The following is a 14,942-nucleotide window of genomic DNA, read 5'->3' on the forward strand; positions in this document are numbered from 1 at the left end:
CATCTTGAGTAATGAAAAAGACAAAAAAGACCAGCCCGCTTCCAAATGGCTGACGCCGGAAGGCAAACCGATTCGAGTCTTGTCAAGCTCGCTCGGCATCGCCTTGTTGGCGAATGCGTTTCTGGTGTCGGGCGCGGCAGCGAAGGATCTCGCTTCGGAAGCGGTTACCTCATCCGAAGAGCCGCAGCTGGTATCCTGGTCGACGGAAGAAGTAAAGAAGTATTTTGACAAGAACGTGGACTGGAACATCCCGTTCCCTAGCGCAGAAGAATTCGAGGAAGAGCCGGCGGAAGGAGCATCCGCAGGATCAGGCGGGGGAACGACGGTAATCAATAACTATGGCGGCTACAATTCCGGTTTCGGCTGGGATGATCTGCTGCTCTACCACATGCTGTTCAACAACGGCTCCTACTATTCCTCCAGCGGATGGTACAACAATCATCGCGGATATTACGCGAATAACGGCAAGCCTTACAAACCCCGCACGTATTCGAGCGGTACGTTCCAGAACAAACCGGTGGTGAACTCCAATGTCCGTCCCAAGACCTCAACGTCCTCTTCGGGAACGATAACGCGCCGCTCCACATCGTCCAAGTCCGGCGGCATTGGCGGCAATTCCAGCGGCTTCAGCTCCTCGGGTTCGAAATCCAGCTCCAGATCCGGCGGTTTTGGCGGATGAGCCGCGAAAGCGTGTTTACCGTTTCGGGACTGCCTGACCCCAATCGGAATGGGCGGGTATCGGAGCTCGCAGAGCTTGGCTTTACCTGGGCGAATTTGGAAGGGGAAGCCTACTGGATAGATCAAATCGTCACCATACGTCAAGAGACCTATCGCGAGCTGGAAGAAGCCGCTGCGGTACTGTGGGCGACGCTAGACAAAACCGTACGTTACGTCCATCGCAACCATCATATTTACAGCTTGATCGGCATTCCGCCGGTTCTGTGGCAGATGCTGGACGAATGTCCGCTGCCGGAGGAAGCGGTGATCAGCCGGTATGCCAGATTTGACTTTGCAATTGCCCATGACGGCAGCATCAAGCTGCTGGAGCTGAATGCGGACACACCGACAGGGTATGTTGAGGCTTCCATTGCAACGCCGTGGATGTGCGCTCAGGCCGGCATCTATTCTCCCAATGAGCGGATGCAAGAGCTTGTGGCACAAGCGTGGGCGGCAGAGCGTCCGGATACGGCCGCATGCATTGCTTACGGCGAGCATCTGGAGGACTCCGGCACGATCGAAGCTTTGGTCCGGCACAGCGGGCTGGATATCAAGCTGGTGGATTGTCTGGATCTATGGGTGGACGAAGGCATGTTGAAGGACGGCGAAGGCCGGGAGATTCACCGGATGTTTGCTCTTTATCCGAAGGAATGGATGTCCGTCGATGATGGCGGGGATGCGCTTGCCTATGCCATCGAGACGGGGCGACTCCAGCTGTTCAACTCGCCGCACAGCATTCTGCTGCAGTCCAAAGGCTTGCTGGCCGCCATGTGGGGCATGTATGAGCTGGGCCTATTGTTCGATGAGCAAGAACGTGAAGCGATCGTTAAATATATGCTGCCAACATACAACAAACCGGTGTTCTCCGGCAATTTCGTATCGAAGTCGATGTTCGGCCGAGAGGGTGGTTCTGTCAAACTGTACGACCAGACAGGACAACTCGAGTTAGAGGATCAGGACGGATATGATACTAGCGTCATGTTTCCGACGGTCTATCAGAGGAGGGCCGAGCTGGCTCGCGTCGAGACGGCGGAAGGGGAATTTCATTTGCTGACGGGGTTGTTCGTCCTTAATGGTATGCCATGCGGTTTGCTGGGACGGGCGGGCGGTTTGATTACGGGCAATTCGAGCCATTTTATCGCAATGGGAGTGAAATAAATGCAGTTGAAACAAGAGAAAAGGCAGCAAAGCGGTGCTCCGAAGGGAAAGAGGAAACCTCCGGTCGTCCTGGCGGTGCTTATCTTATCCCTTTTGGTTTTAGCGCTGAGCGCATGCTCCGGCGGCAGCTCCACCGTGTTCCATACCGGATCGGAGGAAGTATCTTCAACCTCTAGCCGCGTGCCTTGGGACTATCGCATCATTGAAGGGACCGTCGGCGATTTGATTGGCGGCGACATGACCGTCCTGCCGGATAACGAGCTCCTGCCTAACGATAACAACTATGCTACAGGCGACAAAATTTGGACGCTGCAATTCATGGACGCCGAGCTGACCACGGATGCGAATCAGCGTAACGATATCCGGTTATCGTCCTGGCAGACCCTTAAGTCGTTCAAGGATAAAAAGACGGCGGAATCGGATTTGGCCAACCTGAAAGTGACCGTCAAAACCGACGTGAAGCTGGTTGGGGTATATAAAACAACGTACAAAAAAGACACCAGGCATTTTGCCGTCGTTGAGCTGCCGACGGGCAACCGGATCAAGCAGCCGATCGACGAGAAGCGTTATGCCGCAATGGAGAAGAAGGACACGGTCGATGTTGTATTGGAGGAAGTGCATGATTTCGCCGATTACGACTTGGCCTATGCAAAATTTCGGGGGTGGGCGGATTGACGGTCGTCATTAATATTGTTATAAGTGTGATCTGTATTATCGTGCTTCAATTGCTGGGCATGCTGATTTTCAGCTGGATGACCCGGTTTAACGACATGGAAGAGCTGAAGAAAGGCAATGTCGCGGTTGGTCTGGCATTCGGCGGCAAGTTTATGGCAACGGCCATTATTTTGGGCATATCGGCATATACGAATTCATCGATATGGCATATGATACTGTGGTTTGCCGTTGGATATGTATGCTTGATCGTTGCCTATTGGGTATTCGAGCTGGCGACGCCGGGTCTTCGAATTTCCGAGCACCTGCAAAAGGGCAACGTAGCGATCGGCATCCTGCTGGCGATGGTGTTCATCGGCACAGCCTTTGCGATCAGCAGCCTGATCATTTAGGCCGATTTGCACCCATGGGGAGAGGAGCAGGAGCGTGCACTTTTTTCTGAGATTATCTTTGAAAATGATGCGTCTGCGTAAAACAACGATCAGCGTGATCGTGGTGCTGTTTGTGGTGCTTTGCTCGACCCTGGCATTCCTGCTGGAGCCGGAAACGTTTCACCATTGGTTTAACGCCCTTTACTGGGTGCTTACCACGATGGCCACCGTAGGTTATGGCGATTATTATGCAGCTACCGTACCGGGCAAGATATTAACGATATTCATCTATATCTTCGGTATCGGGCTGCTCAGTTTAGTGATCGGTAAAGTGATCGAATCGTTTGGAAGCATGCAGCGGCAGAGAGGAGCGGGCAGGTTGAACTTTAAGGGCAGCGGCCATGTCATCATTATCAATTGGAGCAAAAAAGCGATGTCCGCGATCGACGAGATTCTGTCGTATTCGCCGCAGTCCGAGATCGTGGTCATCGACGATTCCAGCCGGCATCCCGTGGAGCATCTCGAACAGGTGCATTTTGTAAGCGGCGATCCTGCATCGGATGACGTGCTGATGAGAGCCAACATTCTGGAGGCCAAATCGGCCATTGTCTTCGCGGACGCCCGGATCGACGAATCGGCGCTGGTGGACGGCAAATCGCTCCTGATTGTCTCGAGCATCGAGCGGATAGCGCCGGACGTACATACCACGGTGGAGATCATGCAGGAGAAGCATGTGCAGAATTTCCGCCACAATCAAGTAAACGAGTTTGTCCTCTCGCACGATGCCGTTTCCCGATTGGCGGTGCGGGCAGCGCTGCAGGAAGGAAACTCGGATGTGCTGATGCAGCTGCTCAGCCGCCAGCACGGCGACGATATTTACGAAGTGGCATTAAACCCCGCATGGAAGACCTACGGGGATGCATTTCAGGATCTGCTGCGGCAAGGAGCGACGCTGATCTCCGATCGCAGTGACCTCAGCATCAACCGCAAGCTCGATTTGCCGATTCCGCGGGATGCGAGGCTGTATGTGGTTTCGGACGAAGCGACCATGAACCGGATTGCCGGTAAGCTTGCTTGAGGGGCTGCGAACATTTCATTAAAAGACCATGCTGTCTCACGTGAACGGGTGAGGCAGCATTTTTTATTGCGAAGCTGCCAATTACGAATTGACGTTTCGAATTCATATGCGTTAATCTGCTTGTTCCAGGTGGTCGGTGTAAATCGACTGCTTGACCTGCTGGATTCTCGGAAATGACACTTGGGTCAGCGGTCGGATGCCGAGGGTAACGGCAGCTGACTCCTCGTTTGAGGGTTGTCGGCAGCCAAAGTATGGGACATCCGTCGCGGATGAATGGATATATTCCAAAGTGAAAACGCCCCTGTTTAAACAGTGGGCGTTTTTTCATATGGGCTTCAGATCATGTCTCTTAGCATGTTCACGCTGCTCTTCTCCAGTGCCATGGGAAACAGCTTCACCTTGCCGGGAGCTAACGATCGAACCTCTTCAAATACGGCATCAGAGGCATACACCTGATCGGATTGCTCGATCCGCTGCAGCAGGTCTTCCCGATGATCCAGACCGGCCAGGCTGGCACGGACCCCATCGATACCGGCTTCTTGAACGCGGCCGGCCATCCACTGCGCACCTGCCTTCCCCAGGCAGACAAAACTGAGATGGCTGCCAGGTGTCAGCCTGGCAATATCAAGCAGGACCGACGTTTCCGCATTCGCGCCAATAACGAAAGCTTTTTTGTCGTATTTGCTGCACAGGGCTTTGACTTCGGAATCATGATTAAGCGTCGTGACAATGAGGCTCGAATAGTCGAAAGCTTCGAGCAGCGCTTGTTCTCCCGCCAACAAATCCTCCAGAAACACCGTTTTGACTTCCGCGCCCGTAATTTCCGCAATCGCTTTCTGATAGAAGGGAAAATCATGCCCTTTACATTCGATGAACAGAATTCGCCGCTCTGCGTTCAGGACAGGCTCCTGCAGCAGCGTATAGGCAAGGGATGCGGCAAAGAACTCGCTCGCCGGGATATGAAGGGAGCCCAGCTCCTCCGTCGTTCGCTCTGCGAGCTCATGCATCAGCTTTCTGCGATTTCGAAGCTCTTCTACCTGAGGGTTGTTCAGAACCTGCGTTCCTTTGCCTTTATGCATGGAGACGATCCCCTCGTCCTTCAGCTGATTGTACACCAGGTTTACGGTGTTGCGGTTCAGCCCGAGGTTGTCCGCGAGCGCGCCCGCCGGCGGCAGCATATCAAATGGTTCGATCTGTCCAATACCAATCAGCCACTTTAGCTGTTCCTTGACTTGCGTGCTGACATTCATGGGAGCGTGCGGGTCGACCCGAAGCATGAGCTTGTGCGCCATATCGAGACCTTCTTTCCTAGTCAACTAGTAATTTAACTTTACACAATAAACTGTAAATGTACAACAAAGGTATTGACATGTATAGTTTTAAATCGTTATTTTATATATAACTAAATAACTAGTTAATTATGAATATGGAGGATTTGTTATGAAGGATCAAGCTGATTCTTATTTGCAGAAAATGAAAGGGGGGGCTAGAAGTCCGTTGACCGTTCGTCCCATGAATCTCGCCGTTGGCTTTATCGGGGGTGCCGTTTCGATCGGCTTACTGGCCCTTCTCTCCGCGCTCGCAGGAAGTCCATGGATCATGGCGCCCTTTGGGGCGAGCTGCGTGCTGGCGTTTGCAGTATGGGATGCGCCGTTATCACAACCAAGAAACCTGGTCGGAGGGCATCTTATTTCCACGCTTACGGGACTTGTCGCGCTGGAGGTCCTGGGTGACGGAATATGGGCCATGGCGATCGGGGTGGGAGCCGCGATCAGCCTGATGGGAATGACCAAGACGACCCATCCTCCCGCCGGCGCAGACCCCTTGGTCGTTATTATGGCTGGCAGCGGCTGGTCATTCCTGTTCACGCCCGTGCTCGTCGGATCGGTCATGATCGTAGTGGTGGCTCTGCTTGTCAATAATGCGGTAAAGGAACGAAGATATCCGACTTTTTGGTGGTGAAGGCAGTTTTTTCTTTGATGAATAAGCGGTAATCATGGCAAGTTCTTCAATCTCATATCGTCAACAACAGACCCGGACCGACAATGGACCGGGTCTGATTTATGTTGTCGCACCGCAGATTTGAACATTAACCAAACTAATTTATATAACGCAATGAGGGGAAATCCAAACCGAAATCCCGAAAAATAGGCGATACTTACCACTTGATCCTGGTTATCAAATCTATAGAATATTACACAATCCCGGTACAGGACTCTATTCTCATTTTGGATAAAAGGTTAATATTGCCAAACCTTTACAGAATGCGGTTCTCAGCCGTTTTTTTATACGACTTTGGTATCAAATTTGTCATAACTATGGATAATGATGTAAAAATGACCGGAACTTTAGCAATTTTTTTGCGTTTAACATTACGATTCGCGAAAATTTTCTGAAAATATTCGTAAATCTCGCTGTATCTCACGGATGGGATGAAGTCGTTCGGTTCCAGCCTTGTCAGGGCAAACGCACATTGGTTTCACACAACTAACATCAGGCTGTGAAGTTGTCAACGAACAGGCAGGAAGGAGCAGCGATTTGATTTATCGGGGGAAAATTATGGAAGAAGTTTGTTTTACTTCTTTTTGACTACTATCGAGATCGGAAAAGTTGGTAAAGAAGGAATATGGTATCGGGAGCGCATCGGCTATAGAATGACGAGTATGGCTCAGTCGTCATATGTCGGTGCAGCAACAAGCATGTCAAAGAAAGGGCAGGTGAGCAACGAAGACGATGAGCAGGCGAAAATGGTGGGTTGTCGCAGCATTTTGCACTATAGTGCTTCTCTGCGGTGCCGCTGTAATCTTAGGATATCTACGGCCGTCATTAAAAACGTATGCGGATGCGGACGGCGTGAAAATGAAATTCAAAACAGAGGGAACCTCCTTTCTGGTATATGAGGATGAAGAGGTTTGGAAAGAGGTTTTTGCCAAGGGCGTGAACCTGGGCGCAACCGTACCCGGGCATTTTCCCGGCGAGCTGCCGGCCACCGAGGAAGATTATCTGCGCTGGTTCAAACAGATCGATGATATGGGAGCAAACGTCATTAGGGTCTACACGGTGCATAATCCGGTCTTTTATTCCGCGCTGGTGAAATACAACCGGGATAAAGGCGATGATCCCCTGTACTTCATGCAGGGCATCTGGTCGCCGGAGGAGCAGCTAATCGAGCGTCGGGATGCGTATGACGAAGAAATCGTCCAAACGTTTAAAGCGGAGATCTCGAAGGCTGTCGCTGCAGTTTACGGGGATATCAACGTTGAGCCCAAGCATGGGCAGTCGAGCGGCAAGTATAAGGTCAATGCGGGCAAGTACCTCATGGCCTGGCATGTGGGTACGGAATGGGACCCAGCCATGGTTGATAACACCAACAAGGTACATAAGGGTGTCCCTCAGTATAAGGGGTCCTATTTCTCGGGGACGAAGGACGCAAGTCCCTTCGAGAATTGGCTGGCATCTTTATTGGACTACACGGCTGCCGAGGAGCAGAAGTACGGGTGGCAGCATCCGATGACATTTACCAATTGGGTCACGACCGATGTGCTTGAGCATCCGGGGGAACCGCTGTTTGAAGAAGACCTGGTGTCCGTCGATGCAAGGCATGTCGAACCGGTGAACTGGGATGCGGGATATTTTGCGGCATACCATGTGTACCCGTACTATCCGGATTTTTTCCGGACGGACAAAACATTGCAGACCCTTCCCGACGGGGACGGTGGCTACAACACGTACAAAGCCTATTTGCGAAAATTGAAGGCAGAGTTCGAGGATATGCCGATCATGGTTACCGAGTACGGCGTGCCTTCCTCCATCGGTATTTCCCACCACGGTCCTGGAGGGAAGGATCAAGGAGGACATGACGAAGCGGAGCAAGGCGAAGTAAATGTCTCTCTGACCCAGGATATTTACGACGAAGGCTATTCCGGAGCGATCTTGTTCATGTGGCAGGACGAATGGTTCAAGAAAACATGGAACACGATGCCTTTTGAAATACCGGCAGACCGCCGGGCATTCTGGTTGAATGTGCTGACCAACGAAAAGATGTTCGGCGTTCTGGCGATGCAGCCGGGTAAAGCGGAACAAATTACGATCGACGGGGATTTGACCGACTGGGATAAGGTTCCTGAAGGGGAAGTCAAAACCTGGTCCGGTACGGCTCCGGGCGTAAAGAACATGAAATTGACGCATGACGAGGCTTATCTGTATATCGGCATGGAGCTGGACGAAGCATTTGATCCGAAACGTTCCAAGCTCTTCATCGGAGCGGACACCATCCCTGGCGGCGATATACCGAAGAAAGAGCTGGCAGGACGAACGCTCACCGGCGGGGCTTTGGAAACGTTGATTCAGGTAGGTCAAGAGGACGAATCCCAGGTAACCATAGCGCCATCTTACGATTTCCACAGCCGGCTGTACGGCAAGGAAGGCTATTGGATGCTGCCGGGAGAGGAAGCCAAGGGAACGAAGGACGATCCCGTCGTACCGGGCGGCTCGTTCCATTCCTGGAAGCTGGCCATCAGCCTGCTGATGAATCCGCCGGACACCCGATTCTCCCATCCGTTTGTGGATGAGACGGTGGGGACGCTGAAACGGGGAACCAGCGATCCGGAATCTCCGGATTTCAACTCCCTTACGGCATGGCAGTATCAAGACCGCTTCGTCGAGATGAGGATTCCGTGGATGCTGCTAGGATTCGGAGATCCGAGCTCCCTGCAGGTGCTGGACTACAGTCCGCTTCAAGACAAGCGCACGTTCAGCACGACCACGGCGGACGGTATCCGGCTGGTTCCATGGATCACGGAAAGATCCGAGAACACCGGCAAACCAGCTTCAGGATCGGGGCAGTCCATTAATCTGCAGGACATCGAGCCTTATACATGGGAGCTGTGGGAAGCAACCCAATACAGCGAACGCTTGAAGCAAAGCTATTACGATATGCAGGAAATATTCACGCGTCTCCCTGAAACGGGGCGGCAGCCAGATGCTAAATAAAAGGAGGAGCCATCGGAGATGTTTTCAAATTTAGAAATGGCATACGTCTTTGTCTATGTATGCCTCGGCCTGATTGCAGCCGGCATTATCCTGTTGTTCCAAATGAAGATCAAGCATAATGCCATACAAAGAGAAACGGAACGATTTACGGAAAAACACCATGATTACTTTGTGTATGTGCAGAGTCATCTGCATGATGATACCACGCTGGAGCTGCCGCCAGGCAAATTGACGTCGGCCGAACGCCGGGTCATCCAAGCCAAGTTTATGGAGTGGATCGAGCAATTCAAAGGCGACGCCAGAGAGAAGCTCCTGCGTTTGTGCCGGGACGCCGGGTTTGTGGAACAGGAAATTCGGGCATTATCCAGCATGAGGAAAGACCGCCGCATTGAAGCGGTCTACCGCCTCGGCGGGATGCGGGCGGAAGAGGCCGTTCCCCAGCTCCAGCAGCTGATGAACCGGACGAAATACGGTCCGATGACCATCATCATTGCGCGGGCAATTGCCAAGAGCGCGGTTTCGTCCCAGCAGATTCGGGAAATGTTGTCCAAGCTGCTGTCTTACGATAAAGCCATTCACCATATGGCTGCCGATATTTTGCTGGAGACCCGGCTGGATTCGGCCAGCCTCATGCGCAAGCTTCTGGACGATCCCGATCCAGGGCTAGTCAAGGTTTCGCTTGTTGCCATGTGGGGACAGGCCATTCCGGCCGTCGTGCCGGCACTCGACCGATTGGTCGGATCCGAGGAGAAGGACGTGCGTGCCGAGGCCGTCAAGCTGTATCTTGGCTCGAACCCGGCCCTGAAGGATGACACTATTGTGGCACTCATGAATGATCATGAGTGGGAAGTGCGGGCGGCAGCGGCGAAAGCGCTAGGACGGCTTCATGCCGCAGGCAGCATTCCGCTCCTGGCTTCAGCCCTGAAGGACGAGAATTGGCATGTGCGGAACAACAGCGCGGAGAGTCTTGCCATGTTGGGAGAACAAGGCTTCGAGACCTTGTGCCAAGCCGCGCTTACAGGAGAAGGTCCAGCCAGGGAAACGGCCCTGTACCGGATCGAACGGATCATGTCCAACGAAGGCGAATACGAGCAAGTGGAGCAAATGGTGGCATTTAATAAAAGAAAACTGGTGTACGATCGTTATTTCGGCGTTCAAACGAACAAACGGATCGGCACGGTTGCAGGAGTAGGAGGAGATTACACTGCTTAGAGATATCCTGCTCACTTACGGAATGGTGGCGATTTATTACGTCATGATCGTTAGCGCGCTTTATTTTGTAATTCTGATGTTTTCTTTCAGAAATATTAAGGATATTTTCAGACGCGCGACGTATTCGAAATACAATACGCTTTCGGGCTCGGAACTGGTACCATCGGTATCCTTGCTGGTCCCGGCCTATAACGAAGAGCTGACGATCGCGGAGAATGTCCGCTGCCTCATGACGCTGAACTATCCAACCTACGAGGTCATCGTCATCAATGACGGATCCTCCGACGAAACGCTGAAGGTGCTGATTGAGGAGTATGGTTTGACACTGCTGCCCAATCCGGAGATCCGCGGCAACATCAGCACGAACAAGGTGCGGGGCATTTATTATAATCCGCAATACCCGCAGCTATACCTCATCGACAAGGAGAACGGCGGTAAGGCGGATTCCTTGAACGCGGGCATCAACCTGTCCCGTTATCCGCTGATTTCTTCCATCGATGCGGATTCATTGCTGGAGAAGGATGCGCTGATCCGGATGGCCCGGATGTACATGGAGAATCCCGAGGAGACGGTGGCGATCGGCGGCGACGTCCGGATTGCCAATGGCTGCGTGATCGAGAACGGTGAGGTTAAGGACGTATCCTTGCCGCGCCGGATGTGGCCGATGTTTCAATCGATCGAATATTTGAAAGCTTTTCTGGGGGGCCGAATCGGGTGGAGCCATTTCAACGGGCTCATCATCGTCTCCGGGGCCTTCGGTTTGTTCCGGAAAGACTATGTCATTGCGGTTGGCGGCTATCGCGGCGGTTACCCCGGCGAAGATATGAACATCATTATCAAGCTGCACCGCTATATGCTGGAAAATAAAATCAAATACCGCGTTTCCTTTTGTCCGGAAGCGGTGTGCTGGACGCAGGCGCCGGACAGCTACAACATTTTGTCCAATCAGCGCAAGCGCTGGGGACGCGGAAACTTGAAGAACATGATCGAGAACCGGGATATGGTGTTCAATCCGAAATATAAAGTCATGGGCTTGTTGACAATGCCCTACAACGTTATTTTCGAAGCGCTAAACCCTTACTTCAGAATTACGGGCCTTCTGGCTCTGCTTGGATATGTTTTGCTGGATATGACAAATTGGCATGTGCTGGTCGTGTTCGGGCTCGTCAATTTTTTAAGCGGGTACCTGCTCAGTGTGGGAGCCCTCATCCTGGAGGAGATGGCCTTCCGCCGGTATACCAAATTGTCCGACCTGGTGAAAATGCTCCTCTTCTCGGCGCTCAAGTTTGTGGGTTACCATCAGCTTGGCGTGCTGTGGAGAGTACAGGGACATATTCAATATTTGCAAAACAACAATTCATGGGGCACCATGACCCGGCAGAGCTGGAAAGATAAGAACGAGGCGGCTTGACTTCAAGGCCCGGTTCAAATGCAGCATCAAAATATAAAGAGAGGTGGGACTTACTGTTATGTCTCAATCGGCAACATTGCAACGCGTGCAGGCCGTCGATTTTTACGGCCGCGTGGAGGAGGAAGTGAGAGAACATCCCAATGGAACAGCATTGCTGTTTCTGTACTGTGCTGGCAATCCGTCCGGGACGGAGGCTGAGCTGGCGGAGGTTCAAAGTTTTGTGGACCAGCTGACCGGCGTAAACGGCGAGGTTCTGCACGACGCCAATACCGGCGTATCGGCTGTTACCCTGCCTGGCTACACGCTGGATGCCGCCCATTATCAGGCACTGCTCCTGAAGCAGCATCTGCAGGGCCGTTTCGAGCAAGCGGACCCGCGTATTACGCTTGCAGCGCTTACGGAAGCGCCGCCTCGGCAGACGTTGAAGCAGATGGCGGAGACCGCCAGGCTCAGCACCTCTTCGGATATTCATATATTTACGCAGGAGGAAGCGGACAGCGGCCAAAACCGCATTCTCATTGTGGACCAAGATGCCACGGTGAGGGAATTTTTACAGATTCGCTTGGCCATGCAGGGTTACGAAACGCTGGAAGCGGTGGATGGTTTGGAGGCACTGGAGCTCATCCCGAAATGGGAGCCGGATCTTGTCCTGACCGAGCTGAATCTGCATGGCATCGACGGCCTGCCGTTCATTCATCATATCCAGCAGCTGGACGTGAAGGAGCCGCCGAAAATTGTCGTGTTAACCGAGAAGCGGGTAGAGCAAACCATCAGCCAATGTTTCCAAAACGGGGTCGATGACTACGTAACCAAACCGTTCTCGCCGGTGGAGCTGGATGCCCGCATCCGACGCTGCCTTCATTAAACACATGGTTATTAAAGCTTTTAGTTAGATGAGATTCAGGATTGATACGTGATTAGTTGAGCTGAAGAGGTTCTTTAATCGCAAGGAAAGAGTTCAACAAACAAGTCTGTCTTTTGGCCGACGAACAAAAGAAATAGACGAATAGACTATACATCCGATGGAGGTTGAATACTTGTGAATGAGGAATATGAAACTTTATTGAGTGCCATTGAAAATAAGAAAGCTGTACTGGGTGTTGTGGGACTAGGTTATGTAGGTTTGCCGCTGGCTGTGGAAATGGTGAAACAAGGATTTACGGTCATCGGCATCGATCTGGATTCCGACAAAATCGACCGCATTTACCGCGGCGAGTCCTACATTACGGACATCTCGTCCGAAGAGCTTGCGGCATGCATGGAGACCGGACGCTTTAAGCCGACAACGGATTACAGCATGATCGCCGTCATTGACGCGGTCAGCATCTGCGTGCCGACGCCGCTCAGCGAGAATCAGGACCCGGATACTTCCTACATTACAATGGTAGTCGATCAGCTCAAACGCTTCATGAAGCCTAATCTGTTAATTACGCTGGAGAGCACGACGTATCCGGGAACCACGGAGGAACTGATTCAACAACCGATCGAGAAGCTCGGTTACAAGGTCGGCCAGAACTTCTATCTGTGCTTCTCGCCGGAGCGCGTCGATCCGTCCAACAGCCGCTTTAATACGCGGAACACGCCGAAGGTGATCGGCGGCACGACGGATGCCTGCCTGAAGCTGGGCGAAGCGCTGTACAAGCAGTACGTGGAGACGGTTGTACCTGTCAGCAATCCGAAAGTTGCGGAAATGTCCAAGCTGCTGGAGAATACGTTCCGCAGCGTGAACATCGCCTTCGTCAACGAGATGGCGATGATGTGCGACCGTATGGGCATCGATGTATGGGAAGTGATCAATGCTGCGGCCACCAAGCCGTTCGGTTTCATGCCGTTCTATCCGGGGCCAGGCATCGGCGGCCACTGCATCCCGCTGGATCCCATGTACTTATCGTGGAAGGCCAAGGGCTTCCGCTTTTACAGCAAATTCATTGAGCTGGCACAATCCACCAATGACAACATGCCTTACTACGTGATCAACAAAACGGCGACGATTCTGAATGAATATGCCAAATCGATCAAACGCTCCAATATCCTGTTGTTAGGCATGGCCTACAAACCGGACATCAGCGATTTGCGCGAATCCCCGGGCCTCGAAGTTTACGAACAGTTCAAGGAGAACGGCGCTTATGTGGATTACTACGATCCGTATGCCAACAGTTTCGTGGATAAGCAAGGCGAAACGATTCGCAGCGTGGAGTATGATCTCGCGAAATTCAGCCGGTACGATTGCATCGTCCTCATTACGAACCACAGCAATCTGGATTATCATTCGATCGCTTCGGCCGGCGTGCCGATCTTGGACACGCGGAATGCATTTAAAGCGTATGCCGAGCCTCATATTTACAAGATCGGCCATTCCGTTCAGCATGTGCCTGAGCCGGGCGAGGCTGTCTTGATCTGATGAAATGGACGAGAAGACGGAGGCATATCGATGCAAAAGCGAAGTGGATCATCTTGGCTGCCGGCATCTGTCTTTTGCTGCTGATCCTTTTTCTTCTTCCGTCAGGCAAGGTGAATCAAAACAAGGCTACCTGGCTGTGGGATGCAAGTCTGATCCGAAGCGAAACGGAGGAGATTGTAGCCTTTAGCGGCAGGGAAGGCATTACAACGATCTTTTTGCAAATTCAACAAGAGGTTACGGACGAGGAGTACCGCCATTTCGTGGCTGCAGCACATCGGCAGGGCATCAGCGTCCATGCTTTGAACGGCCATCCCGACTGGGCTTATGAGGAAGGCCGGCAAAAAGGGATGGACCTGCTGGCCTGGCTGGAAGAGTACAACCAGGCTTCCGCCCCCGAGGAGAAATTCGAGGGCGTGCAGTTCGATGTGGAGCCTTACGTGCTTCGCAGGTGGGATCGCGAACAGGAACGGGTGGTGGAAGAATGGAGCGCCAACACGGAAGTCTGGGTCCAGGAGGCCAAGCGTCAGGGTCTCCCGTTCAGTGCCGCGGTTCCGTTCTGGCTTGATTCGATACCTGGACCGAGCCGAGCGGATACCGATTCGTTCAGCCGCTGGATGATCCAAAATACGGATGCGATTGCCGTTATGGCATACCGCGACAGCGGGGAGCAGATGTATGAATTGTCCAAGGAGGAGCTGGAGCAGGCCGACGAACTCGGCAAATCCGTGTGGATCGGCATGGAGCTCGGGGATACGGACGAAGGCGAGCATTTGACCTTTTATTCCAAGAGCGAGCAGGAGATGGAGGACGAAGCCCTGCGCGCCGCCAAGCTTGGCAGCGACCATTCCTCCTTCGCGGGATTGGCCGTCCATCACTATCAGGCCTGGGTCCACAAACGAACCGCGATGGGCGGGGAAGAGCAGTGATATT

General features: G+C 52.6%; 13 protein-coding genes. 12 read left to right on the forward strand and 1 reads right to left on the reverse strand.

Features of this window, described 5'->3' with window-relative positions; translation table 11 throughout:
* The first annotated feature begins 4 nt into the window (after positions 1-4).
* The 5 genes from MHH82_RS10530 to MHH82_RS10550 are packed head-to-tail and all read left to right on the forward strand — an operon-like array spanning position 5 to position 3,996.
* Complete coding sequence (locus tag MHH82_RS10530) at positions 5-679, forward strand: hypothetical protein (protein ID WP_009592614.1); 675 nt, start codon at positions 5-7, stop codon at positions 677-679.
* Positions 676-1,875: a glutathionylspermidine synthase family protein gene (locus MHH82_RS10535; RefSeq protein WP_340965565.1), complete on the forward strand. Its 1,200-nt coding sequence runs from the start codon at positions 676-678 to the stop codon at positions 1,873-1,875. Before MHH82_RS10530 ends, MHH82_RS10535 begins: the two co-directional genes overlap by 4 nt.
* Entirely contained in the window at positions 1,876-2,550 is a 675-nt protein-coding gene (locus MHH82_RS10540; RefSeq protein WP_036665783.1) for a hypothetical protein, read from the forward strand.
* On the forward strand, positions 2,547-2,939 hold the full coding sequence (locus MHH82_RS10545; protein ID WP_009592598.1) for a DUF350 domain-containing protein: 393 nt from the start codon (positions 2,547-2,549) through the stop codon (positions 2,937-2,939). The genes MHH82_RS10540 and MHH82_RS10545 overlap by 4 nt, the downstream gene beginning before the upstream one ends.
* Before the next feature lie 34 nt (positions 2,940-2,973).
* Positions 2,974-3,996, forward strand: coding sequence for a potassium channel family protein (locus tag MHH82_RS10550; RefSeq protein WP_015734398.1), 1,023 nt, complete (start codon positions 2,974-2,976; stop codon positions 3,994-3,996).
* Positions 3,997-4,331: 335 nt separating this feature from the next.
* Here the strand turns inward: MHH82_RS10550 and MHH82_RS10555 are convergent, their stop codons facing one another.
* Positions 4,332-5,288 (reverse strand): GntR family transcriptional regulator, encoded by a 957-nt coding sequence (locus tag MHH82_RS10555; RefSeq protein ID WP_251493852.1) that lies wholly within the window; start codon positions 5,286-5,288, stop codon positions 4,332-4,334.
* A gap of 148 nt (positions 5,289-5,436) precedes the next feature.
* Between MHH82_RS10555 and MHH82_RS10560 the strand changes: the two genes are divergently transcribed.
* The 7 genes from MHH82_RS10560 to MHH82_RS10590 all read left to right on the forward strand — a co-directional run bounded on the left by MHH82_RS10560 (position 5,437) and on the right by MHH82_RS10590 (position 14,938).
* On the forward strand, positions 5,437-5,958 hold the full coding sequence (locus MHH82_RS10560; RefSeq protein ID WP_340965569.1) for an HPP family protein: 522 nt from the start codon (positions 5,437-5,439) through the stop codon (positions 5,956-5,958).
* Between the two features lie 771 nt (positions 5,959-6,729).
* The gene (locus MHH82_RS10565) at positions 6,730-8,988 is read left to right on the forward strand and encodes a hypothetical protein (protein ID WP_015734401.1); all 2,259 of its coding nucleotides are present in this window, start codon (positions 6,730-6,732) and stop codon (positions 8,986-8,988) included.
* Positions 8,989-9,006: 18 nt separating this feature from the next.
* Complete coding sequence (locus MHH82_RS10570; RefSeq protein ID WP_015734402.1) at positions 9,007-10,200, forward strand: HEAT repeat domain-containing protein; 1,194 nt, start codon at positions 9,007-9,009, stop codon at positions 10,198-10,200.
* 43 nt (positions 10,201-10,243) lie between these two features.
* Complete coding sequence (locus tag MHH82_RS10575) at positions 10,244-11,611, forward strand: glycosyltransferase family 2 protein (protein WP_176502381.1); 1,368 nt, start codon at positions 10,244-10,246, stop codon at positions 11,609-11,611.
* Between the two features lie 58 nt (positions 11,612-11,669).
* Complete coding sequence (locus MHH82_RS10580; protein ID WP_145035476.1) at positions 11,670-12,476, forward strand: response regulator transcription factor; 807 nt, start codon at positions 11,670-11,672, stop codon at positions 12,474-12,476.
* Between the two features lie 174 nt (positions 12,477-12,650).
* Positions 12,651-14,012, forward strand: a complete 1,362-nt coding sequence (locus MHH82_RS10585) for a nucleotide sugar dehydrogenase (RefSeq protein WP_015734405.1) — start codon at positions 12,651-12,653, stop codon at positions 14,010-14,012.
* Positions 14,012-14,938 carry a hypothetical protein gene (locus tag MHH82_RS10590; protein ID WP_145035478.1) on the forward strand — a complete coding sequence of 309 codons (927 nt, stop codon included), beginning with the start codon at positions 14,012-14,014 and terminating at the stop codon, positions 14,936-14,938. The genes MHH82_RS10585 and MHH82_RS10590 overlap by 1 nt, the downstream gene beginning before the upstream one ends.
* Positions 14,939-14,942: the final 4 nt, after the last annotated feature.

The sequence above is a fragment of the Bacillus sp. FSL K6-6540 genome (assembly GCF_038007545.1).

What these genes read in the sequence shown, in the direction of transcription:
- MHH82_RS10555 (WP_251493852.1), bottom strand. Translation starts at nt 5,288, where the DNA reads ATGGCGCACAAGCTCATGCTTCGGGTCGACCCGCACGCTCCCATGAAT.
- MHH82_RS10570 (WP_015734402.1), top strand. Translation starts at nt 9,007, where the DNA reads ATGTTTTCAAATTTAGAAATGGCATACGTCTTTGTCTATGTATGCCTC.
- MHH82_RS10575 (WP_176502381.1), top strand. Translation starts at nt 10,244, where the DNA reads ATGATCGTTAGCGCGCTTTATTTTGTAATTCTGATGTTTTCTTTCAGA.
- MHH82_RS10560 (WP_340965569.1), top strand. Translation starts at nt 5,437, where the DNA reads ATGAAGGATCAAGCTGATTCTTATTTGCAGAAAATGAAAGGGGGGGCT.
- MHH82_RS10535 (WP_340965565.1), top strand. Translation starts at nt 676, where the DNA reads ATGAGCCGCGAAAGCGTGTTTACCGTTTCGGGACTGCCTGACCCCAAT.
- MHH82_RS10565 (WP_015734401.1), top strand. Translation starts at nt 6,730, where the DNA reads ATGAGCAGGCGAAAATGGTGGGTTGTCGCAGCATTTTGCACTATAGTG.
- MHH82_RS10590 (WP_145035478.1), top strand. Translation starts at nt 14,012, where the DNA reads ATGAAATGGACGAGAAGACGGAGGCATATCGATGCAAAAGCGAAGTGG.
- MHH82_RS10580 (WP_145035476.1), top strand. Translation starts at nt 11,670, where the DNA reads ATGTCTCAATCGGCAACATTGCAACGCGTGCAGGCCGTCGATTTTTAC.
- MHH82_RS10540 (WP_036665783.1), top strand. Translation starts at nt 1,876, where the DNA reads ATGCAGTTGAAACAAGAGAAAAGGCAGCAAAGCGGTGCTCCGAAGGGA.